The organism is Actinoplanes regularis, from assembly GCF_900188005.1.
Classification (GTDB): Bacteria; Actinomycetota; Actinomycetes; order Mycobacteriales; family Micromonosporaceae; genus Actinoplanes; species Actinoplanes regularis.
The window spans coordinates 92,560-114,067 of sequence record NZ_FZNR01000025.1 but is presented as its reverse complement, the minus strand read 5'-3'; the positions used below and the strand labels follow the sequence as shown (position 1 = coordinate 114,067).

The window sequence follows — 21,508 nt, the reverse complement described above, 5'->3', positions numbered from 1 at the left end:
CCGGCCGGCACCGATCACTTGCAGAGCAGCTTGCCCATCCGGCGACCGGAGACGGTCAGGCCCACCGCCAGCAGCACCAGCAGGTAGAGCACGTCGATCACCTGGACCCAGCCCACCGAGCCCAGGGTGATGCCACGGATCAGGTCGACCGCGCGGTACAGCGGGGACACCTCGACCAGCCAGCGCAGCGCCGTCGGGTACGCCTCCGCCGGCACGAACGTGCCGGAGAACAGGAAGAGCGCGAACTGCCCGGCACCGATCAGGTCGAAATCCTGCCAACTGCGGATCAGCGTCGCCACCGTCATGCCGAGCGCCCCGAACCCGAAGCCGACCAGCACCGCGGCCGGGAACGCGGCCAGCGCCCGCAGCGGCGTGGTCAGCCCCATCGCCACCATGATCGCCAGGAACACCACCGAGTAGACGCTGCCCCGGGCCATCGCCCAGAGCAGCTCGCCGAGCGCGATCTCGAACGGCCGGACCGGCGTGGCGAGCATCCCGTCGTACAGCCGCATGAATTTCATCTTGCCGAAGAAATTGAAGGTGGTCTCGGCCAGCGCCCCGCTCATCGCCGAGGCGGCCAGCATCGCCGGAGCGACGAACTCGGTGTAGCCGACCGATCGGCCGTCGGACAGCTCGATGTCGCCGATCAGGGAACCCACCCCGACACCGATCGAGAACAGGTAGAGCACCGGCTCCAGCAGGCCACCGATCAGCACCAGCCAGTACGCCGACTTCAGCGCCGCGACATTGCGCTCGGTGACCGAAACGGACCGGCGGCCGCTGCCCTCGAACGCCACCAGTTTCGGCATGACCAGGGTCAACACGACTTCCTCACTCCTCTCATGCCGCCACCTCCGCTGCGCTCCGGCGCCGACATGAGCTGAATACCGAGCCAACCGATTCGCTCGCAAGCTCGCTCATTCCGCCACCTCCGCTGCGCTCCGGCGTCGAAACGACGCTGAATACCGAGCCAACTGATTCGCTCGCAGGCTCGCTCATGTCAGATCACCAGCCGACGCTCGAACCGCCAGCGCGCCAGGAACCAACCCGTCACACACCAGGCCAGCAGGTAGAGCGCCTGCCACAGCCCGGCCACACCGGGATTGAGACCGAGCGTGGCGGCCCGGGTCAGATCCACCCCGTGCGAGAGCGGCAGCGCCCACGCCAACCAGCGCAGCGGCCCGGGCAGCGCCTCGATCGGGAAGAACACCCCGGAGAACAGCGTCATCGGCAGCACCGCGAACCGGAACAGGATGGCCAGATAGCTGTCGACCCGGATGCTGGCCGTGTACGCCACCACGGGAGCCGCCACGGAGAACCCGACCAGCACCGACAACGGCAGCACCGCCAGGGTCCAGCCCGAGCGCAGCGTGCCGAACGCGGCGGCCACCAGCAGGAACGCGATCGTGCTGACCAGCACCCGGAACATCATGAAGGCCAGGTGCCCGCCAAGGATGTCCGTCACCCGCAGCGGCGCGGCCGCCTGCGCGAAGTACACCTTCAGCCATTCGAAGCTGCTCAGCACCGGCCAGGTGGCCTCGCCGAGCGCGGTCTGCGCCGCCGTCGAGGCGATCAGGCCGGGCACGATCCAGTCCAGATAGGCCGTGCCGTCGACCCCGGACTTCACGTAGGCGCCCACGCCCAGCCCGAACCCGAGCATCGTCAGCAGCGGCAGCACCAGCGTCGAGAGCGCGCTCGACCGCCACGTCCGCCGGTAGTTGACCAGGTGATACTCCAGCACGTACACCGAGGAGGTCATGGTCAGTCCACCAGGGTGCGGCCGGTGAGCTGGAGGAAGACGTCCTCCAGACCGGCGCGGCGGACCAGGGCGGAGGCCGGGCTCAGCGACCGCCGGTGCACCTCGGCCAGCGCGTAGTCGCCATCATCGGCGTAGAGCAGGACCCGGTCGGGGAGGACCTCGACGCGGTCGGCGACGCCATCCAGCTTCTCCCCATACATCCCCTGGTCCTCGGCGGTGAAGCGCAGCTCGACCACCTCCCGGGTGGAGTGCCGCTCGATCAGCTCGCGCGGTGAGCCCTCTGCCACGATCTTCCCACCGTCCATCACCACCAGACGGTCGCAGAGCTGCTCGGCCTCGTCCATGTAATGCGTGGTCAGCACCAGCGTCACGCCCTGCTGCTTGAGCCGGAACAGCCGCTCCCAGACCAGGTGCCGGGCCTGCGGATCCAGGCCGGTGGTGGGCTCGTCGAGCAGCACGATGTCCGGCTCGTTGACCAGCGCCCGGGCGATCGTCAGCCGCCGCTTCATGCCACCGGAGAGCGGCTCGGTCTTGCTGTCGGCCCGCTCACCGAGCTGCACGAAATCGAGCAGCTCGTCGGCCCGGCGACGGGCGGTGGCGCGCGAGATGCCGAAGAACCGCGCGTAGGTGACCAGGTTCTCCCGGACGGTCAGCTCCGCGTCGAGGTTGTCCAGCTGGGGGCAGACCCCGAGCCGTGCCCGGATCGCCGAGCCGTCCCGCCGCGGATCCATGCCGAGGATCTCCAGCACCCCGTCGGTGGGAGGCGAGACACACCCGATCATTCGCATGGTGGAACTTTTCCCGGCGCCGTTGGGCCCCAGGAAACCGAACGCCTCACCGGCCTGCACGTCGACGTCGATGCCGTCGACAGCGGTGAAGTCGCCGAACCTCTTGATCAATCCGCGAGCGTGGATGAGAGAAGAGCTTTTACTCCGTTTTTGGGTGGTAGCGGGGTGGTTGGATGGGGTCACATCCAAAGACCCTACGGAGGGGGTGCGACAGAATTTCGCGCCGCGCCGACCAGCACGTCGGTCGCCGTGATCACCGCCTCGCGATTGACCGGGGTGCCCGAGTCGTAACGGACCGCCCAGGTCAGCCCGTCCCGGCCGCTCACCCGGCGGCCGACCACCCGGACCGCGCCCCGCTCGAGCTCGTGATGCGTCGTGTACGCCACCGAACGGGTCACCCGCGAACGCACCTGGTCGGGCAACTCCCCCGGCTCCAGCAGCAGGAACGTCAGCGCCGGCCCGTCCACCAGCACGGTGTAACCGTCCCGCTCCTCGGCCACCTCCGCCGGGATGATCCGCAGCTCCCGCCCGGACCACCCGGCCTTGTGGATCTCGTGCCAGCCGAGCCGTTCCGCCAGGCCCGGCAGCCAGATCCCCCGATTGGTCGCGACGACGACACCCTGCTCACACGCGGACCAGGCGAGCACCCGCTCCTCGGTCTCGAGCGCGGGCCGGGACTCGGCCGGCAGCGAGGGCCGGCGCCGGAAGAGCTTCACATGCCACCTGCTGCCTGATCACGCAGGGCCCTGGCCTGCTGTTCCAATGAGAAGAGCTCCCCGGCGAGCGCCAGGTACTGATCCTTGTGGGTGACCGGGTTGAGCCGCTGCACCTTGGACTTGAGGTCCCGGATCCGCGTGGTCACCGCCGCGCCCTGCAGCCGGGCCAGCGTCACCTGGACATAACGCGGATCGACCGGGCCGTCCACCCGCAGCGGTTCCACGGCCAGCTCGCTGACCAGGCCCTGCGCGCCCAGATCGGCGCAGGCGTCCCGGACCTTCTCGATCCAGACCACCCCACCGGTCGCCGAGCACGCCCCACCGGCCCGCGCGACCGCCTCCCGCAGCTCGGCCAGCACCGGGTCGGCGTAGTTCTCCGGCCCGAGCGCGTCGAACATCGGGCCCGCCAGCACCGGCTCCTGCAGAGCCAGCTTGAGCGCCTCCCGCTCGACCAGCCGCTGCGGCGAACCGGCCACCGACTGCTGCCGCGGTGCACGCTGGTCGGCCGCCTCGCCCCGCAGCGCGTTGTTCACCGCACGCTGCACCGGTTCCAGGTCCATACCGAGATCGCCGGCCAGCTTCCGGGCGTACTCCGGCCTCTTCTCCCGGTCCTTGATCTTCGCGACCAGCGGCGCCGCGCGGCGCATCGCCTCCACCCGGCCCTCGACCGTGTCCAGGTCGAACCGGGCGATGGTGTGCCGCAGCGCGAAGTCCACCAGCGGCTCCCGGCCGGCGATCATGTCGCGGACCGCCAGGTCGCCGCGGGCCAGCCGCAGATCGCACGGATCCATGTTGTCCGGGCTGACCGCGATGAAGGTACGCCCGACGAAGCGCTGGTCCTCCTCGAACGCGCGCAGCGCCGCCTTCTGCCCCGCCGCGTCCCCGTCGAAGGTGTAGATGATCTCGCCGGTGAAGCTGTCGCTGTCCATCAGCAGCCGGCGCAGCACCCCGATGTGATCCACCCCGAAGGCGGTGCCGCAGGTCGCCACCGCGGTCGGCTCGCCCGCCTCGTGGCACGCCATCACGTCGGTGTAACCCTCGACGATCACCGCCCGGCCGCGCTTGGCGATCTCCCGCTTGGCGTGGTCGATGCCGTAGAGCACGTGCGACTTCTTGTAGAGCGGCGTCTCGGGGGTGTTCAGGTACTTCGGGCCGTCATCGTCGTCGAACAGCTTCCGCGCGCCGAACCCGATCACGTCACCGCTCAGATCCCGGATCGGCCAGAGCAGCCGGCGACGGAACCGGTCGATCAGCGAACCGGACCGGGCCGTCTTGGACAGGCCGGCGGTGATCAGCTCCTCGGCGGTGAAGCCCTGCAGGCGCAGGTGCTTGCTGAGCGCGTCCCACGAGTCCGGGGCGAAGCCGCAGCCGTACTTCTCGGCCGCGTCCCGGCCGAAGCCGCGCTCGGCGAGGAACTCGCGCGCCTTCCGCGCGCCCGCGGAGCCGAGCTGATCACGGTAGAACTCGACGGCCGAGGCGTGCGCGGCGATCAGCCGCTGCCGCTGGCCGGCCTGCGGGCGCGGGCCGGTGGGCTGCGGCCCGTCCGTGTCGTACCGCAGCTGAATGCCGGCCTTGCCGGCCAGCCGCTCCACCGACTCGACGAACGACAGGTGCTCCGCGTCCATCAGGAACTTGATCGCGTCCCCGCCCTGGCCGCAGCCATGGCAAAAATACACGCCTCTAGCTGGGGAGACGTTGAACGACGGGGTCTTCTCGTCGTGGAAGGGGCAGAGCCCCTTGAGATTGCCGCCCCCGGCCGAGCGCAGCGTCACGGTCTCGCTGATCACGTCCGCGATCGAGGTGCGGTCGCGGACCAGTGCGATGTCCTCGTCCTTGACCCTGCCCGCCACGGCATACATCCTGCCTCGCCCGATCCCGGAACCGCCAGCAGGGTCCGGGCGCGCCGTCAGGACCGCGCGCCGGCCAGGGCGCCGTGCCAGGCCACCGCGGTGTGGTCGGTGAGCGACGCCACCTGATCGACGATCACCCGCAAGGCCGCGGCGTCGCTTCCGGCCGCCCTGTGCAGCGGCCGGAAGAGCGGATCCAACCCTTCCGGGGTACGGGTGAGCGCCTCGACCAACTCGACGATGATGGTGCGCTGCTGCTCGTACCACTGCTCGGCGGCCCGCGTGCGCATCACGTAGCGGAAGGCCATGCCCTTGAGCAGCGCGCACTGGTTGCGGGCGGTACGGGGCACGACCAGGTCGGCGTCGTAGCGGCGCATCGGGTCGGTGCCGTACGCGCTGTGCGTGGCGCCGACCGCGGAGGAGACGAAGCGGCCGGTCAGCACGCTGGTCATCCGCTTGAGGGCGATCTGGGCGCCGTACGACCCATCGTGATCGGCCGCGGCCGCCACCACGGGGTCGGCGAGCAGCTGCTCGAGGGCCTCGCCGAGCTGGTCGGGGGTCTCGTCGGAGTAGGTGGCGGCGACGTCGGCGCAGAGTTCGGCGCGTTCGGCCGGGTCACGCAGCAGCAGGCCGAGGTCGAGGTAGCCGCCGTGCACCCCGTCCTCGACGTCGTGCACCGAGTAGGCCACGTCGTCCGCCCAGTCCATCACCTGGGCCTCCAGGCAGCGGCGGTCGTCGGTGCGGCCGTCCCGCAGCCAGGTGAAGACCGGCTCGTCGTCGGCGTAGACGCCGAATTTGCGGTTGCCGGGCCGGCGGAACCACGGGTATTTGGAGCAGGCGTCCAGCGAGGCGCGGGTCAGGTTGAGGCCGGCGCCGGGCACCTTGGCCTCCAGCCGGGTGAGCACCCGCAGGGTCTGCGCGTTGCCCTCGAAGCCGCCGCACGCGCTCGCGGCCTGGTCGAGGGCGGCCTCGCCGTTGTGCCCGAACGGGGGGTGGCCGATGTCGTGGGCCAGGCCGGCGACGTCCACCACGTCCGGGTCGCAGCCGAGCCGGGCGCCCATCTCCCGGGAGATCTGGGCGACCTCCAGGGAGTGGGTCAGTCTCGTACGCAAGAAGTCGTCGGAGCCGGCGGTGTGCACCTGCGTCTTAGCCGCGAGCCGCCGGAAGCCGGCGGAGTGCAGCAGCCGGGCGCGGTCCCGCTGGTAGGGGGTTCGCGCGTAACCGCTGTCCTTGGCGGGCTCGGATGCCCAGCGCTGGGCGTCGGCGGCCGTCATGGGATCACCCTAAGCCGGATGTCCAGGTTGCCGATGGTGTAGCCGTGGAGTCCGTTTCGCAGCGTCGCGGCGTCACCATCGTCGGCCGGCTCGTCGTCATGGGCGCGGCGGGGTTGCTCTCGGTCGCCCTGGTGACCGGGTTCGCGATCCGCAACGCCTCGGACCAGGCCGCCGCGAACGAGGAGATCACCACGGTCAGCGCGGCGATGAGCGATCAGTGGAACGCCGACATGATGCACGACGCGCTGCGGGCGGACGTGCTGTCGGCGCTGTACGCGACGGATGCCGAGACGCGCACCGCGCTCGCGGTGGACGAGGTCACCGAGCACGGCAACACCATGATCGAGATGTACGACGCGGCGGCGGGCGTCGCGCCGGCGAGCCTCACCTCGGACTATTCGGCGGTCCGGCCCGCGGTGCAGCAGTACGTCGAGGCGGCCCAGGACCTGGTCGCGCTCGCGGCCACCGACCACCGTGCCGCGGCCCAGCGGCTGCCCGACTTCCTGAAGGTCTACTCGGAGCTGGAGGAGCAGCTGGGCTCCCTGGACGAGCGGATGTACGCCGAGGTCGAGGCGGCCGCCGCGGAGGGTTCCGAGGCGTCCCGGTCCAGCAACCGGTTCATCGTGATCGCCGCGCTGCTGGCCGCCCTGATCACCGCGACCGCCTGCGCGCTGACCGTGCGCGCGGTCCGCCGCCCGCTGCGCGGGATGCTGGCGGCGCTGCGCGCGCTGGCCAGGCGGGATCTGACGGCCCGGGCTCCGGTGGTGAACCGGGACGAGCTGGGTGAGATGGCGGCGGCCCTGAACGAGGCGACCACCGTGCTGCAGCAGACCGTCTCGGCGACGGCTGAGCGGGCCGGCACCCTCACCGAGGCCAGCGCCGATCTGCAGATGCTGGCCGGCATGCTGGACGAGTCGGCCGAGCAGACCTCGACCCGGGCGCGCAGCGCGGACAGCTCGGCCGGCGACGTGTCCGGTTCGGTGACCGACATGATGGCCGCGACCGGGCAGTTGTCCGAGTCGATCCGGGAAATCGCGCGGCAGGCGCTGTCCGCGGCGGCCACCACCAAGGAGGCGACCACCAGCGCCACCCGGACCGCCGAAGCGGTGACCCGGCTCAGCGACGCGAGCCGGGAGGTGGGTGACATCGTGCAGATGATCACCAGCATCGCGGAGCAGACCAACCTGCTGGCGCTGAACGCGAGCATCGAGGCGGCTCGGGCCGGGGCGTCCGGGAAGGGGTTCGCGGTGGTCGCCACCGAGGTCAAGGATCTGGCTCAGGAGACCGCGCAGGCGACCGCCGACATCACCGCGAAGATCCTGGCGATCCAGGAGATGACGACCGGCACGGCGGAGGCGATCGCGGCGATCGCGGCGGTGATCTCCCGGATCGACGACGGGCAGCGGACCATCGCGGCGTCGGTCGAGCAGCAGTCGGTCACCACCGACGATCTGGCCCGCAACGTCGGGACGATCTCCGCGGCGGCGGCCGAGATCAGTGGCACGGTGTCGCACATCAGCACGTCCAGCGCGCACACCGCGGAGGGTGCGAACACCACCCGGCAGGCCGCGGATCTGGTCAGCGGGGCGGCGGACGAGATCCGCACGCTGATCGGGGAGTTCCGCTACTGACGGTCAGCCGCGGCTGGCGAGGACGCAGAACTCGTTGCCCTCGGGGTCGGCGAGGACCACCCAGGGGACGTCGTGCTGGCCGATGTCGACCGGCCGGGCGCCCATCCCCACCAGGCGCTCCACCTCGGCCTCCTGATCGTCCGGGCGCAGGTCGAGGTGCAGCCGGTTCTTTCCCTTCCGTACGTCGGTGCCGTGGGTGAAGGTCAGGCCGGGCCGCTCGTCCGGGCGGCGCCGGATCTCCACGTCGCCGGCGCTCTCCTCCACGATCACGTAGTCGAGTGCCTCGGCCCACCAGCGGGCCAGCCGGGCGGGGTCCTCCGCGTCCACCACGACCTGCTCCCAGCGACTGGGCATATCGCCTCCAGACTATCGACGCGTGACGATCAGGTTACGCGACCCCGACGGGTGACTGACGCTCCGCGAGCACACGCGTCGTGCGACGAAGGCACTCGATGGGTGCCGCAGGATGACGTCCCGTGATTTCTGATTCATCGGCGACCGAGTCGGGCGTGTCCCGGCGTACCGGTCGCGGATCCGGTGACCGGACCATGACGCACAAAGCGTGCGACCTGTCGCCTCTGTGTCACCGGAGTATGGCCCACGGTGGTGAGCGCGGCGGCTGACCGGGCGCCATCGACACATCCAACTGAACACGGCTGAGCAACGAAGCCCGGTAGCAGCGCTGAGGAGAGAAGTGCCCGGCGTAGATCACTGTCTACAGGAGGCCATGACGATCCCTGGCGCGGTCGGGGCCAGCATCGTCGACTACACCACGGGCTTTCCGGTCGCCACGACCGGGGCCGCACCCAATTCGGACCACGAGGGCACGGCCGCCGGCACCGCCGACGTGGTCCAGGCCGCGAACAGCCGGTCGCTGTTCGTCTCGGCCATCCCGAACGACCTGCTCGAAGACCTGATCATCACGACGGCCGGGGGCTACCACCTCCTGCGCGTCGTCCAGACCGAATTCGACAGCCGGCTGGTGCTCTACGTCTGGCTGGACCGGGAACACGGCAACCTCGCCGTGGCCCGCCGCCAGATGCAGCGCCTCGCCGACGAACTCGTCGCGACATGACCAACGCACATACCAGTGAGGAGTAACGGTGGCCGCCACGAAGACAGCCGCCCCCGGTGACCTGCTCTCGCAGGTCGCCGGTGAACGGCAGACCGGAGCGCTGGTGATGGGTGGCCATCCCGGCGGTGCGGTCTACGTCTTCGAGGGCCGGGTCATCTACGCCGAGTCGCCGGCCGCCCCAGGGGTGGGCGAGCTGCTCACCTCGTCCGGGCGACTGGCCGGACGCACCTGGCAGAACGCGCTGGACCTGGGTACCTCGACGGCCCGGGTGGGCCGGTTGCTGGTCGAACAGGGCCATCTCACACAGGGCGAACTGGAGCTGTGCGTGCTCGGGGCGACCTACGACGCGGCGTACTTCGCGCTCGCGACGGCAGCCGGGCCGATCGACTTCCTGCCGGCGGCGACGCACTGGCTGGGGCCGGTGGTCCACATCGACGCGGCCGCCGTGCTGCGCGAGGTGCAGCGCCGGACCAAGCTGCTGGACGACATCTTCCCGAACTCGCGGATCGACACCGCCCCGGTGAGCCCGGTGACCCGGCCGCCACGGGAGCGGGTGACGGTCACCGCGCTCCAGTGGGAGTTGATGGTCCACGCGGACGGCCAGCGCACGCCGGCGGATCTGGCGCTGCTGCTGGGTCGCGCGGGGTACGTGACGATCCAGGAACTGCGGCGCCTCGCGGCGCTGGGTCTCATCGAGCTTCCCGAGGTACGTGGGGGCGAGGCCCCAGATTTCGTACGCCTGCCGCAGCACCGCGCCGAGGCCGCGCCGTTGTCCCGGCCGGTCCCGGACGTCGTGGAGGTCTCGGCCGTACCGGTGATCAGCGGACCGTCGCCGGACGCTTCGCTGCCACCGCCCCCGGGGATCCCGCCACCGGCCCCGCCACCGCCCGGTGAGGGGAACACCGGGCCGAACCGGCTGCCGCGACTGGCCCGGCGCAAACCCGGCGCGAAGTTGCCGAAGGAACTCGCCACCGATAACGCGCCGGTGCATCAGGGCACCGACGAAGTCCTATTGAAGCGCATTCGTACCGCATTGAGGGCCCTGCGGTGACGCGCGCACCCCCGACCAAGGAGAAGGAGCGTCCGAGGATGACGGTGGACCCGGCGGTACTCGACGAGCTCGGCCGCCTGCGCAGCAGGGTGCCAGAGCTGTCCGGCAGCGTGCTCGCCACCGCCGACGGGCTGGTCGTAGCGCATGACTCGCACGGGATCGAACCGGACACCCTGGCCGCTCTCGCCGCGGCGCACCTGGCGCTGGCGCGCCGGTTCGCGCACGCGGTCAACCACGGTGATCTGCGGGAGTCCGTCGTCGAGTGCGACGGCGGGTACATCACCTCGTACACCGCGGGTCCCAATGCCCTGCTCACCGTCGTCACCTCGGGCGACGCGAACCTGGCCATGGTGCACCTGGAGGCCCGGCGGTGCGTACGCCGGATCGTCAAGCTCATGGCCCTCGAGACCGCGCAGCAGCAGAGGCTGCGACCGGAGATCCCGCAACAGACCGGACCATCGTCGATCCCGCTGGCCCGGCGGACCCCGATGGCCACTCTGCCGAACGCCTCACGCCGCCGCACGGCGGCGGGCTGACCGGCGGAGCCAGAAACCCGCGGCAATCCGCCGCACCCATCCGGTCACCGCGCTGTCGAAGGCGGACCGGCCATCCCACCACAACGGAGGAATGAATCCCATGCCCGACATGGACACCGCTCTGAAGGAAGTTATGGAGATCGACGGCTGCATCGGCGTCGCTCTCGTCGACCACACCAGCGGCATGGCCCTGGGCACTCTCGGCGGCGGCAAGGATCTCGACCTGACGGTCGCCGCGGCCGGCAACACCGACGTGGTGCGGGCGAAGCTGCGCGCGATGGAGATGCTGAACCTCTCCGAGAAGATCGAGGACATCCTCATCACCCTGGACACGCAGTACCACATGATCCGGCCGCTGACGAGCCGGCAGGGCAAGGGCCTCTTCCTGTACGTGGCACTGCGCCGGGACCGGTCGAACCTCGCCATGGCCCGGCACCAGCTGCGCCGCATCGAGAATGACCTCGACGTCTGATCGTGCCGTGTAAACCGTGACCGCCACCCCCGTCGGCGGGGAGGGTTCGCACCACCCTCCCCGCCCACAATCGGTGAGCCGGCTTTCCGGGTCCTCGGGCTCTTGAAGTCCGATCGAGGGTTGTGCATGCTGTCTTGCAGCGCTGCAAAGACGGTGTGCCAGTACCCGCCCCGGTGAGGACCCGAGTGGACATTTCCTGGAAGCGTGGTGTGACCGCGCTGGTCGCCGCGGTGGCGCTGCTCGCGCCGGGTGCGCCGCCGGCGGCGGCCGCCGAGAAGCCGAACCCCGACCCGATCGCGCACGACCCGACGCTGATCCGGCAGGGCCGGTACTACTACGAGATCATCACCGGTGACAGCGCCACCGTCACCTACCTGCCGATCCGCCGCTCCACCGACCTGATCCACTGGACCCTGACAGGCACGGTGTTCGACACCGCGCCGGCCTGGGTGACGGCCGAGCTCGGCAGCACGCCGAGGGACTTCTGGGCGCCGGACCTCAGCTATGCGGGCGGCGAATACCGGCTGTACTACGCCGCCTCCTCGTTCGGTACCAACGACTCCGTGATCGGCCTGGCCACCACGAAGTCCCTGGACCGGCCCGACTGGGTGGACCGGGGCATGGTGCTGCGCACGCACGCCGGCGACGACGTCAACGCGATCGATCCGGAGGTCACCGTCGACCACGACGGTGTGCCGTGGCTGTCGTACGGCTCGTTCTGGGACGGTGTCCGGATGCGTCGCCTGGACCCGCGCACCGGACTGCTCTCCGGCACGGACAGCACGGTCCACAGGCTGGCGTCCCGGGGTGGCGGGGCGATCGAGGGGCCGTCGATCACGTACCACGGTGGCTGGTACTACCTCTTCGTCAGCTTCGACTTCTGCTGCCGGGGCGTGAACAGCGACTACCGCACGATGGTCGGCCGGTCCCGGGACATCATCGGGCCGTACACCGACCGGGACGGCAAACCGATGCTGGCGGGCGGCGGCACCCAGGTCCTGGCTGGCTACAACGGCTTCGTGGGTCCCGGCGGCGGCGACGTCTACGGCGGTCTCTACGTCCACCACTACTACGACGCCGCCGACAGCGGGAACCCGAAGGGCTCGGTCCGCGTGATCGACTGGGCCGGCGGCTGGCCCCGGCTCTCCGACCCGCTCAGCGGCGACCGCGGCCCCGGCCACGGCCCGGCCCCGGTACGCCTGATCCAGCGGGACACCGGCGCCGCCCTGGCGAACGCCACCTGCGGTTACGAGGGCGCCGACATCACCCTGGCGCCGGTCGACCAGGACGACCCCTGCCAGCAGTGGCGGCTCGACGACCGCGGCGCCGGCTACCTCAGCCTGACCAACCGGCAGAGCAACAAGGTCGCCGAGGTGGCCGCGTGCGTCGACGCCGACGGCGCGCGGGTGGCCCAGTGGGGCTGGCTGGCCAACGACTGCCAGCGCTTCCGACTGGCCGCGACCGCCGACGGCTGGTCACGGATCGTCAACCCGCTCGCCGGGCGTGCCCTGCGGCCCGCCGGCTGCCGGGCCGGCGCCCCCGTGCAGACCTGGGCTCCCGGGGACTGCCAGGACTTCCGTCCCGAACCGGTCGGCGATGTGCTGATCACCGGGCTGCCCGGCAGGAAGTGGCGGTTCGCGCACACCACCGAGGGCTGGTACCGGATCCTCGACACCGTCACCGGACGGCCGCTGGGCGCGACCGAGTGGCGGATCGAGCAGGACCGGCTGGTGTCCCGCACTGGTGACACGATGTGGGCGCGGTTACTGACCCCGTGACCATTCGCACGGCGACCGAGGCCCTGACCAGGAGCGAGGCCCCGGGCCGCTAGCATCGGCGGAATGCCGGCCCGGGAGATCGTCGAACGTGTCCGGGCGGGAGAACTCGACCACGAGACCGCCCTCGATCTGCTTACCGGCGCGCCCGCGGCGGAGACCGACGCGGCGCTGAAGAGCGCGCTGGGCGGTGAGTTCGACCGGTTGTTCCGCAACGGCTGGCAGCCGGTGGAGTTACACCGGGCCATCGCCCGGCGCGGCGATCCGATCCAGGGCCGGGCGGTCGCCGAGGCCGCGACGGCGTTCCTGACCGGCCGGGAACCGGTCGATCCGAGCTGGCGCGAGCAGGCGGAGAGTCTGCGGGCCGGCTCCTTCCGGACGCCGGACCGGATCACCGTACTGGACGCCTCCCTCAGCCTGCTCGACGAGCTGCGCCGGCTGCCGGCCATCGAGATCCTGATCCCGCCGCCCGGCACCCCCTCGACGACCGTGCACCACCACGCCGACAAGCGGATCCTCGACCGGGTGCGCGCGCTGCTGGCGAAGGCGGAGGCGACCGACTTCCCGGCCGAGGCGGAGTCGTACAGCGCGAAGGCGCAGGAGCTGATCACCCGGTACCGGATCGAGGAGGTCGCCGCGCCGGCCGTGGACATGACTCCGTTCGCCCGCCGGATCGGGGTGGATCATCCGTACGAGAACGAGAAGGCCAGCCTGCTCGACGCGGTCTCCCGGGCCAACGCCTGCCGCACAGTGTGGTCGCCGGAGCTCGGTTTCAGCACGATCTTCGGCTTCGACGCCGACATCGACGCGGTCGAGCTGCTCTACACGTCGCTGCTGGTGCAGGCGAACCGGGCGATGACCCGGGACGAGCCGGCCAAGGGCAAGGCCCGGGTGAAGGCGTTCCGCCGGTCGTTCCTGGTCGCCTACGCGATCCGGATCGGCGAGCGGCTGCGACAGGCCGCCGAGCGTGAGTACGCCGGGCACGGCGATCTGCTCCCGGTGCTGCGCAGCCGGGAGATCCAGGTCCGGGCGGCGATGGAGCGGGTCTTCCCGCGCACGGTCCGGGCCCGCGGTAGCCGCGTCAGCAGCATGGAGGGCTGGGAGTCCGGCCGCGCCGCCGCCGACGAGGCACACCTGGGCTGACCCCGGCCGCCTCTGCCGCACCTCCGTTACTCCTGCCGGCAACGACGGATCTTGTCGGAAATTGGTACGGTCGGCGCCGCACGAACATCGGTACCGCGCACACGTCAGGAGCCGGCATGGGTCTTTGGGACAAACTCAAGGGTGAGCTGGTCGACATCGTCGAGTGGCTGGACGACAGCCGCGACACGATCGTCTGGCGGTTCCCGCGGTACGAGAACGAGATCAAGATGGGCGCCAAGCTCGTCGTCCGCGAGTCGCAGGTCGCCGTCTTCGTCGACGAGGGCCGGATCGCCGACGTCTTCGCGCCGGGCACCCACACGCTGACCACGCAGAACCTGCCGATTCTCAGCACGCTCAAGGGCTGGAAGTACGGCTTCGAGTCGCCGTGGAAGGCCGAGGTGTACTTCGTCAACACCCGGCAGTTCACCGACATGAAGTGGGGCACGCAGAACCCGGTGATCGTCCGTGACGCCGAGTTCGGCGCGGTCCGGCTCCGGGCGTTCGGCAGCTTCGCGATGCGGGTCAGCGACCCGGCCCGGCTGCTCACCGAACTGGTCGGCACCGACCCGCAGTTCCGCACCGCCGAGGTCCAGGAATACCTTCGCCAGCTGGTCGTCAGCCACCTGGGCAGCGCGCTCGCCACGGCCGGCGTGCCGGTCCTCGATCTGGCGGCCAAGCAGCAGAGCCTCGGCGTGACGCTCTCCGGGGTGCTCACCGAGGAGCTGGCGTCGTCCGGCATCGCGATCCCCCGGTTCATCATCGAGAACATCTCGGTGCCGCCCGAGGTGGAGCAGGCGCTGGACAAGCGCGTCTCGATGGGCGTGGTCGGCAACCTGGACGCGTACACCAAGTTCCAGACCGCGAACGCGATCGAGGACGCCGCGAACAACCCGGGCGGTGCCGGTGACGCGTTCGGGATCGGGATCGGCATGGCCGCGGGTCAGCGCGCCACCCAGGCGATGAGCACGCCGCCGGGCGTCGCCACGCCGCCGCCGCTGCCGGTCGGCGAGTGGTTCGCCGCGCTCGACGGACGCCAGCAGGGCCCGTTCGACGTCGCCACGCTGGCCGGGCACGCCACGTCCGGCACGCTCACCCGGGAGACCCTGGTCTGGCGTAACGGCATGGCCGGCTGGACCGCGGCCGGCCAGGTCGCCGAGCTGAACAGCGTCTTCGCCGCGGTGCCGCCGCCGCTGCCGCCGCAGGGCTGACATGAGCCAGCTAGCGAGCGAATCGGCCCGCTCATGTCGGCGCCGGAGCGCAGCGGAGGTAACTGCATGAGCCAGCAGGTCCACACCCAGTACCCGTGCTCCGGATGCGGGGCGAACCTCGAGTTCGCCCCGGGCAGCACGGTCCTGAAATGCCCGTACTGCGGGGCCGAGACCCCGGTCGGCTCGGACGGCCGGGCGGTACGCGAGCGCTCCTGGGCCGAGTTCGCCGGCCTGCCCCGCAAGCCGATCGCCGCCCTGGCGCCGCACGTCTTCACCTGCCGCGGGTGTGCCGCCGTGACCCAGAGCGACAAGATCTCCGATCGCTGCGCGTTCTGCGGGGCCGCGCTGGTCGCCGACGTCACGTCCGGCGATCAGGTCACCCCGGAGGCGGTGCTGCCGTTCCTGGTCGACCGCGCGGCCCTGCGGGAGGCGCTGCGCGGCTGGGCGTCGTCACGCTGGTTCGCGCCGAACAGCCTGAAGCGGGTCACCGAGGCCGAGTCGTCGCACAGCTCGTACCTGCCGCACTGGACCTACGACGCGGAGACCGTCTCGCGGTACCGGGGACAGCGCGGGGACCACTACTACGTCACCGAGACGTACACCGAGAACGGCCAGACGAAGACCCGGCGGGTCCGTAAGACGCGCTGGCGGGCGGCGAGCGGCGTGGTGTCCCGTTCGTTCGACGACGTGCTGGTCAACGGCACCGGCCGGGTCATGCCGAAACACCTGGAGACGCTCCAGCCCTGGCTGCTGGCGGAGGCCGAGCCGTACCGCCCGGAGTACCTGGCCGGCCACGAGACCCTGCGCTACGACGTCGAGCCCGAGGCCGGGCTGGAGAACGCCAAGCGCAAGATGGCCGGGGTGATCGAGGGCGACTGCCGGCGTGACATCGGCGGCGACGAGCAGCGGGTGCACTCGATCGACACCGAGTACCACCAGCTGATGTTCAAGCTGATGCTGCTACCGGTGTGGATCGCGTGTTACCTGCACGCCGGGCGCACCTACAACATCCTGGTGAACGGCCGGACCGCGAAGGTGACCGGCGAACGGCCGTACAGCGCGGCGAAGATCGTCTCCGCCGTCGTCGCCGCGCTGCTCGCGATCGCCACCGTGGTCCTCCTCGTCCACCTGCACCAGACCGGGAGGATCTAGCCGCCCGAGTCCTCCATCTCGGCACCCTCGGGGACGGTGTCGTCGTCGCGGGAGTCGAGCCAGCCGTGCGGGAGGGAGACCTTGCCCGGGGCGTTGATCCGGCCGCGTGGCTGGCCCAGCGACTCGGTCGGGAACGGGACGGCCGGGTCGAGCCGGGCCAGCAGGTCGTCCAGCTCGGTGAGCGAGGAGATCATCGCCAGGCTGCGGCGCAGGTCGCCACCGACCGGGAAGCCCTTCAGGTACCAGGCGACGTGTTTGCGGAAGTCGGCGCAGCCGTGCCGCTCGTCCTCCAGGGCCTCGACCAGCAGCTGGGCGTGGCGCGACATGATCTTCGCGACCTCGCCGAGGGCCGGCAGCACCGGCCGGTAGTCGCCGCCCTGGGTGAACGCGGCCTCCAGGTCGGCGAAGAGCCAGGGGCGGCCCAGGCAGCCGCGGCCGACGACCACGCCGTCGACCCCGGTGTGCGCGACCATGCGCAGCGCGTCCGAGCCCTCCCAGATGTCACCGTTGCCCAGCACGGGCACGTCGAGGGCCTGCTTGAGGGTGGCGATCGCGTCCCAGTCGGCCTGGCCGGAGTAGCGCTGCTCGGCGGTGCGCGCGTGCAGCGCCACGGCGGCCACGCCGGCGTCCTGGGCGGTCAGGCCGGCTTCGACGTACGTCAGATGGTCGTCGTCGATGCCCTTGCGCATCTTGATCGTGAGCGGAATGCCGAACTCGGCGGCCGCCTCGACGGCCTGCCGGACGATCCGGCCGAACAGCTTCCGCCGCCAGGGCAGCGCCGAGCCGCCGCCGCGCCGGGTCACCTTCGGCACCGGGCAGCCGAAGTTCAGGTCGACGTGGTCGGCCAGGTTGTCCTCGCCGACCATCCGGACCGCCGCCGCGGTCACGTCCGGGTCCACGCCGTAGAGCTGCAGGCTGCGGAAACCCTCGTCCTCGGCGAACGCGACCATCTTGAGGGTCTTGGGGATCCGCTCCACCAGCGCCCGCGTGGTGATCATTTCGCAGACGTAGACGCCGCCGCCCTGCTCCCGGCAGAGCCGCCGGAACGCCACGTTGGTGATCCCGGCCATCGGGGCGAGGACGACGGGTGGGTTGACGGCGTGGTTGCCGAGCATGAGCGGTGCGGTCACGTGCACCAGAGTGACACGCTCAGCCCGGCAACCTCGAATCGCCCGCTCCGCTTACCGGCCGTCGCCTCGCTCGATCACGGTGTGGAGCATGCCGACCATCCGCTCCATCCCATCTTTGACGCCATCCATCTGAAGCCGGAGCCACGCAAGCTCGGTCGTATGGCTCTTGTGCATCGCGGTCTGCCTGTCGAGGGTCTCGGTTTGCCGTTCAAGGATCCCGGTGTGCCGTTCGAGAATCGCGGTGTGCTTCGCAAGGGTCGCGGTGTGTTCCGACTGAGTCGCCGCGAGACCCTGAATGAGCCCGTCCTGGGCCTTCAGCTTCAGGCCGAGGTCGGACTGGTCCTGATCTTGGGCGGCGCGGAGCCTCTCCTGCTCGTCCATGCGCTCCTCCAGGCTGGTCAAGCGGGCTTCCACGGTGGGCATCGGTGTCTCCAGGGGTGAAGGGTAGCCGGATTTTCCGGCCACCGAAGGGGTGTTCACACTCCGGAGAACTATAGGCATGGAGCAAGATGTCGTGCGTCACCTGAACGAGTGCGTGATCCGCTCACATCTGACAGAGTCGGGTGCGTGACCGATGAGCTGAGTCCACGGCGGCTGGTGGCGGTTTTCGCGTCGCCGGTGGCGGAGATGCTGGCCCGATTCGGGATCGAGCTGGGCTTCCACGTGATGGTCGTGGAGCCGGACGCGACCCGGCTCCAGGGAACACCCCGGCCGCACGGGGACAGAACGGTCAGCGACCTCTGGGCCACCGAGCCGGACGAGCACACCGACGTGCTGCTCACCGACCATCACCGCGCCGAGATCGGCACCCTGCTGCGGGAGGCGCTGACCGGAAAGTCCCGCTGGATCGGCATCCTGGGCAATCCGCGCCACGAGGGCCCGCACCTCGCCGCGCTGCGCGAGTTGCACGTGCCGGAGGAGGAGATCGCCCGCGTTCACCGCCCGGTCGGCCTCAACATCGGCAGCCGCACCCCGGCCGAGATCGCCGTAGCCGTCCTGGCCGGCCTGATCGCCGACCGGAACAACCGCCCCGGCGGCTTCGAGTTCTGAGCCGACCCCACAACCTCCCCGGCCGCCTCGAGTTCTGAGCCGACCGCACGATCGCCCCGGCGGCTTCGGACTCTGAACCCGAGGCCGCCGGGGCGTCACGTCACGGGACGCTGATGTTGAAGGTGACCCGGTTGTCGCCCTCGGTCAGCCCCCACAGCCGGGGCGCCGAGCCGTTGTACGAAGGCTGGTACGACAGGTTCTCCAACCCGCCGTAGACCTGCGCCTGCTGATGCGGCGCCGAACCCGGCACCGCCTTGTGGACGCAGGTGCCGCTGCCGCCCGCACAGAGGCCGGAGAGGAACCAGTTCGTGCCGTCGCTCGCGACACCTTGCATGTTCCAGATCGGCGAGACGAACGCCTCATCGGCGTGAACCTTGCCGTCCGCGCTGAGCAACGGCAGCGCGGTCGCCGAGCTCATCGGCCAGCGGATCGCCCGGCCGCCGGCGGCGCCGTTGACATATTCGGCAGAGACCATCGAGTCCCGGTTGCTGCCGCGGCGGTCCAGGCTGATCGCGTTCAGGCAGGGGCGGTTGCCGGTGATCGGCGAGCACCCCACGTAGCCACCGGTCGGCGTGTACTCCGGGTAGTACTCGCCGACCTGCGGCAGCACGTACCGGTGCCAGCGGCCGCTGGGCGCCTTCGACCCGTCGGCCCCGAAGCCGACCTCCTCCTCGGAGCGGGTCATCGTCCAGAGGTGGCGCAGGCTGAACGCGTGCAGCCGGCCGCCGTCGGCCACCAGGAGCGTGTTGCCGTACCAGAGGACGCCGTCGGCGTGGTTCCAGTCGAAGGTCCGGAAGTTGTCCACCCCGCCGGTCGAGTCCGGGACGACCAGCAGCACATCGCGGAACTTCAGCGCGGCCGTGCTGGTGTAGTCGACGAACGTGAGCCGGGCGAACGCGTTGCTGTCCTGCGGGCCGTGCCAGCTGGCCACGGCGATCTTCCGGTTCTCCCAGATCAGGTTCGGCTGCGCGTCCCACGAGCCGGTGATGCCCTGGGGCCGCCAGGTCGAGGCCCAGTCGTCGTCATCGGCATCCCAGCAGAATCCGGTGGGGCTGAGCGTCGACGGGATGCCGGTGGAGTGGCACAGGCCCCAGGTCGGCTTGAAGTCCTGCGCGCCGTCGATGGCCGCGCCCAGCGACGCCGCCGGCGTCACCTTCCCGCTCGCCTCGATCCGGCTGATGATGTCGCCGTACCGCTGGAAGCTGTCCGCCGGGTCCAGCACGAACGACGAGGCGTCGATGCTGCCGAAGGCCATCGCGGCCGCCGCGCGGCCGGGGCCGATCGCGGCGGCCGTGATGCCGATGATCATCGACGCCCCGGTGGCAAGCAGGCGTCGCCCCCATGAACTTCTCGACATATATGCACCCTTCGCTATAGACGAAGGGGTCATATTAGTGAAGTTCACTGTGCCGCGGGCGCCCGCCGAACGCCGTCACACGGCGTCCGGCGGGGCCGGAAAGCGGGTCAGCAGCCGGGCAGCCGCTTGATCAGGTAGTCCTCGATCTGGCTGAGGGACACCCGCTCCTGCTTCATGGTGTCGCGGTCGCGGACCGTCACCGCGTCGTCGGTGAGGGTGTCGAAGTCGACAGTCACGCAGAACGGCGTGCCGATCTCGTCCTGCCGGCGGTAGCGACGGCCGATCGCCTGCGAGTCGTCGAACTCGACGATCCAGCGCTTGCGCAGGTCAGCGGCGAGCCCCTTGGCCTTCGGGGAGAGCTCCGGGTTGCGCGACAGCGGCAGCACCGCGACCTTGACCGGCGCCAGCCGCGGGTCGAACCGCATGACCGTGCGCTTGTCGACGCCGCCCTTGGTGTTCGGGGCCTCGTCCTCGTCGTACGCCTCGAGCAGGAAGGCCAGCACCGCGCGGGTCAGGCCGGCGGCCGGCTCGATCACGTACGGCGTCCAGCGCTCGCCCTTCTCCTGGTCGAAGTAGGACAGGTCGACGCCGGAGTGCTTGGAGTGCGTGGACAGGTCGAAGTCGGTGCGGTTCGCGATGCCCTCGAGCTCGGCGAACTCGGTCCCGCCGAACTGGAAGCGGTACTCGATGTCGACGGTCCGCTTCGAGTAGTGCGAGAGCTTCTCCTTGGGGTGCTCGAAGAAGCGCAGGTTGCTCTCCGAGAGGCCCAGATCGCGGTACCAGTCCCAGCGCTGCTGCAGCCAGTACTCGTGCCACTCCTCGTCACTGCCGGGCGCGACGAAGAACTCCATCTCCATCTGCTCGAACTCACGCGTACGGAAGATGAAGTTGCCCGGCGTGATCTCGTTCCGGAAGCTCTTGCCCACCTGCGCGATGCCGAACGGCGGCTTCTTGCGGGCCGCGGTCGCCACGTTCGCGTAGTTCACGAAGATGCCCTGGGCGGTCTCCGGGCGCAGGTAGTGCAGGCCCTCGGTGCTCTCGGTCGGGCCGAGGTAGGTCTTCATCAGACCGTTGAACATCTTCGGCTCGGTGAAGGTGCCCTTGTTGCCGCAGTTCGGGCAGTTCAGCTCCGACAGCGAGGCCGGCGGGTTGCCGTGCTTGGCCTCGTAGGCCTCCTCGAGGTGGTCGGCCCGGAAGCGCTTGTGGCAGGACTGGCACTCGGTCAGCGGGTCGACGAACGCGTCGAGGTGGCCGGAGGCGGCCCAGACGTCCCGGGCCAGGATCACGGCGGAGTCCAGGCCGACGATGTCGTCGCGCTGCTGGACCATGGTCCGCCACCACTGCCGGCGGACGTTCTCCTTCAGCTCGACGCCCAACGGACCGTAGTCCCAGGCCGAGCGGGTCCCTCCGTAGATCTCACTGGAGGGGAAGACGAAGCCCCGGCGCTTGGCAAGGCTGACTACGGAATCGATACGGTCGGCAGGCATGAGTCTCCTACGCCGGCTGGGTGTCGGCGGGGGTATCGGTGTGTGATTGGACGACGT

At 70.4% G+C, this 21,508-nt stretch carries 21 protein-coding genes; 10 read left to right on the top strand and 11 right to left on the bottom strand.

Translation table 11 applies throughout. The features are described from left to right. Positions 1–14: 14 nt before the first annotated feature. The 6 genes from CHC09_RS38665 to CHC09_RS38640 form a co-directional block, all read right to left on the bottom strand. Positions 15–824 carry an ABC transporter permease gene (locus CHC09_RS38665; RefSeq protein ID WP_089298239.1) on the bottom strand — a complete coding sequence of 270 codons (810 nt, stop codon included), beginning with the start codon at positions 822–824 and terminating at the stop codon, positions 15–17. Positions 825–1,000: 176 nt separating this feature from the next. Next, the gene (locus CHC09_RS38660; protein WP_089298238.1) at positions 1,001–1,759 is read right to left on the bottom strand and encodes an ABC transporter permease; all 759 of its coding nucleotides are present in this window, start codon (positions 1,757–1,759) and stop codon (positions 1,001–1,003) included. A 2-nt stretch (positions 1,760–1,761) separates the two neighbouring features. After that, positions 1,762–2,730: an ABC transporter ATP-binding protein gene (locus CHC09_RS38655; protein ID WP_089298237.1), complete on the bottom strand. Its 969-nt coding sequence runs from the start codon at positions 2,728–2,730 to the stop codon at positions 1,762–1,764. Between the two features lie 11 nt (positions 2,731–2,741). Continuing rightward, positions 2,742–3,263: a hypothetical protein gene (locus CHC09_RS38650; RefSeq protein ID WP_089298236.1), complete on the bottom strand. Its 522-nt coding sequence runs from the start codon at positions 3,261–3,263 to the stop codon at positions 2,742–2,744. Further along, positions 3,260–5,122 carry a DNA primase gene (dnaG, locus tag CHC09_RS38645; RefSeq protein ID WP_089298235.1) on the bottom strand — a complete coding sequence of 621 codons (1,863 nt, stop codon included), beginning with the start codon at positions 5,120–5,122 and terminating at the stop codon, positions 3,260–3,262. Before dnaG ends, CHC09_RS38650 begins: the two co-directional genes overlap by 4 nt. A 47-nt stretch (positions 5,123–5,169) precedes the next feature. Next, complete coding sequence (locus CHC09_RS38640) at positions 5,170–6,384, bottom strand: deoxyguanosinetriphosphate triphosphohydrolase (RefSeq protein WP_089298234.1); 1,215 nt, start codon at positions 6,382–6,384, stop codon at positions 5,170–5,172. Positions 6,385–6,428: 44 nt separating this feature from the next. Between CHC09_RS38640 and CHC09_RS38635 the strand changes: the two genes are divergently transcribed. Then, positions 6,429–8,015 (top strand): methyl-accepting chemotaxis protein, encoded by a 1,587-nt coding sequence (locus CHC09_RS38635; RefSeq protein WP_089298233.1) that lies wholly within the window; start codon positions 6,429–6,431, stop codon positions 8,013–8,015. A 3-nt stretch (positions 8,016–8,018) separates the two neighbouring features. On the opposite strand, the gene CHC09_RS38630 is transcribed toward CHC09_RS38635, so the two are convergent. Continuing rightward, positions 8,019–8,369: a VOC family protein gene (locus CHC09_RS38630; protein WP_089298232.1), complete on the bottom strand. Its 351-nt coding sequence runs from the start codon at positions 8,367–8,369 to the stop codon at positions 8,019–8,021. A gap of 373 nt (positions 8,370–8,742) precedes the next feature. On the opposite strand from CHC09_RS38630, the gene CHC09_RS38625 reads away from it, so the two are divergent. The 8 genes from CHC09_RS38625 to CHC09_RS38590 all read left to right on the top strand — a co-directional run bounded on the left by CHC09_RS38625 (position 8,743) and on the right by CHC09_RS38590 (position 16,427). Then, the gene (locus CHC09_RS38625; protein WP_239138804.1) at positions 8,743–9,090 is read left to right on the top strand and encodes a roadblock/LC7 domain-containing protein; all 348 of its coding nucleotides are present in this window, start codon (positions 8,743–8,745) and stop codon (positions 9,088–9,090) included. A 28-nt stretch (positions 9,091–9,118) separates the two neighbouring features. Continuing rightward, the gene (locus CHC09_RS38620; RefSeq protein WP_089298230.1) at positions 9,119–10,141 is read left to right on the top strand and encodes a DUF4388 domain-containing protein; all 1,023 of its coding nucleotides are present in this window, start codon (positions 9,119–9,121) and stop codon (positions 10,139–10,141) included. A gap of 38 nt (positions 10,142–10,179) precedes the next feature. Beyond that, positions 10,180–10,677: a roadblock/LC7 domain-containing protein gene (locus CHC09_RS38615; RefSeq protein WP_089298229.1), complete on the top strand. Its 498-nt coding sequence runs from the start codon at positions 10,180–10,182 to the stop codon at positions 10,675–10,677. A gap of 100 nt (positions 10,678–10,777) precedes the next feature. Next, complete coding sequence (locus tag CHC09_RS38610; protein ID WP_089298228.1) at positions 10,778–11,149, top strand: hypothetical protein; 372 nt, start codon at positions 10,778–10,780, stop codon at positions 11,147–11,149. Between the two features lie 185 nt (positions 11,150–11,334). Continuing rightward, a complete protein-coding gene (locus tag CHC09_RS38605; RefSeq protein WP_203833376.1) occupies positions 11,335–12,927 on the top strand; it encodes a family 43 glycosylhydrolase in 1,593 nt (530 codons plus the stop codon). Positions 12,928–12,990: 63 nt separating this feature from the next. Further along, entirely contained in the window at positions 12,991–14,067 is a 1,077-nt protein-coding gene (locus tag CHC09_RS38600) for a DUF2786 domain-containing protein (RefSeq protein ID WP_089298226.1), read from the top strand. A gap of 116 nt (positions 14,068–14,183) precedes the next feature. Then, positions 14,184–15,275: an SPFH domain-containing protein gene (locus tag CHC09_RS38595; RefSeq protein WP_089298225.1), complete on the top strand. Its 1,092-nt coding sequence runs from the start codon at positions 14,184–14,186 to the stop codon at positions 15,273–15,275. 66 nt (positions 15,276–15,341) lie between these two features. Next, positions 15,342–16,427, top strand: coding sequence for a TFIIB-type zinc ribbon-containing protein (locus CHC09_RS38590; RefSeq protein WP_089298224.1), 1,086 nt, complete (start codon positions 15,342–15,344; stop codon positions 16,425–16,427). Here CHC09_RS38590 and dusB read toward each other — a convergent pair. After that, positions 16,424–17,542, bottom strand: coding sequence for a tRNA dihydrouridine synthase DusB (gene dusB, locus CHC09_RS38585; protein ID WP_089298258.1), 1,119 nt, complete (start codon positions 17,540–17,542; stop codon positions 16,424–16,426). The two genes, CHC09_RS38590 and dusB, sit on opposite strands and share 4 nt — an antisense overlap. Before the next feature lie 66 nt (positions 17,543–17,608). Further along, positions 17,609–17,980, bottom strand: coding sequence for a hypothetical protein (locus tag CHC09_RS38580; RefSeq protein ID WP_089298223.1), 372 nt, complete (start codon positions 17,978–17,980; stop codon positions 17,609–17,611). Positions 17,981–18,124: 144 nt separating this feature from the next. Between CHC09_RS38580 and CHC09_RS38575 the strand changes: the two genes are divergently transcribed. Next, the gene (locus CHC09_RS38575; RefSeq protein WP_218827185.1) at positions 18,125–18,607 is read left to right on the top strand and encodes an XdhC family protein; all 483 of its coding nucleotides are present in this window, start codon (positions 18,125–18,127) and stop codon (positions 18,605–18,607) included. Positions 18,608–18,707: 100 nt separating this feature from the next. Here the strand turns inward: CHC09_RS38575 and CHC09_RS38570 are convergent, their stop codons facing one another. Further along, positions 18,708–19,964, bottom strand: coding sequence for a hypothetical protein (locus CHC09_RS38570; protein WP_143232815.1), 1,257 nt, complete (start codon positions 19,962–19,964; stop codon positions 18,708–18,710). Between the two features lie 107 nt (positions 19,965–20,071). Then, positions 20,072–21,451, bottom strand: a complete 1,380-nt coding sequence (locus tag CHC09_RS38565; protein WP_089298221.1) for a glycine--tRNA ligase — start codon at positions 21,449–21,451, stop codon at positions 20,072–20,074. Between the last annotated feature and the right edge of the window lie 57 nt (positions 21,452–21,508).

Bases quoted from the DNA above. Each gene is read 5' to 3' on its own strand.
- CHC09_RS38595 (WP_089298225.1), top strand. From the start codon at position 14,184: ATGGGTCTTTGGGACAAACTCAAGGGTGAGCTGGTCGACATCGTCGAG.
- CHC09_RS38570 (WP_143232815.1), bottom strand. From the start codon at position 19,964: ATGTCGAGAAGTTCATGGGGGCGACGCCTGCTTGCCACCGGGGCGTCG.
- CHC09_RS38615 (WP_089298229.1), top strand. From the start codon at position 10,180: ATGACGGTGGACCCGGCGGTACTCGACGAGCTCGGCCGCCTGCGCAGC.
- CHC09_RS38590 (WP_089298224.1), top strand. From the start codon at position 15,342: ATGAGCCAGCAGGTCCACACCCAGTACCCGTGCTCCGGATGCGGGGCG.
- CHC09_RS38565 (WP_089298221.1), bottom strand. From the start codon at position 21,451: ATGCCTGCCGACCGTATCGATTCCGTAGTCAGCCTTGCCAAGCGCCGG.
- dnaG (WP_089298235.1), bottom strand. From the start codon at position 5,122: ATGTATGCCGTGGCGGGCAGGGTCAAGGACGAGGACATCGCACTGGTC.
- CHC09_RS38625 (WP_239138804.1), top strand. From the start codon at position 8,743: ATGACGATCCCTGGCGCGGTCGGGGCCAGCATCGTCGACTACACCACG.
- dusB (WP_089298258.1), bottom strand. From the start codon at position 17,542: ATGCTCGGCAACCACGCCGTCAACCCACCCGTCGTCCTCGCCCCGATG.
- CHC09_RS38600 (WP_089298226.1), top strand. From the start codon at position 12,991: ATGCCGGCCCGGGAGATCGTCGAACGTGTCCGGGCGGGAGAACTCGAC.
- CHC09_RS38640 (WP_089298234.1), bottom strand. From the start codon at position 6,384: ATGACGGCCGCCGACGCCCAGCGCTGGGCATCCGAGCCCGCCAAGGAC.
- CHC09_RS38610 (WP_089298228.1), top strand. From the start codon at position 10,778: ATGCCCGACATGGACACCGCTCTGAAGGAAGTTATGGAGATCGACGGC.
- CHC09_RS38630 (WP_089298232.1), bottom strand. From the start codon at position 8,369: ATGCCCAGTCGCTGGGAGCAGGTCGTGGTGGACGCGGAGGACCCCGCC.
- CHC09_RS38660 (WP_089298238.1), bottom strand. From the start codon at position 1,759: ATGACCTCCTCGGTGTACGTGCTGGAGTATCACCTGGTCAACTACCGG.
- CHC09_RS38580 (WP_089298223.1), bottom strand. From the start codon at position 17,980: ATGCCCACCGTGGAAGCCCGCTTGACCAGCCTGGAGGAGCGCATGGAC.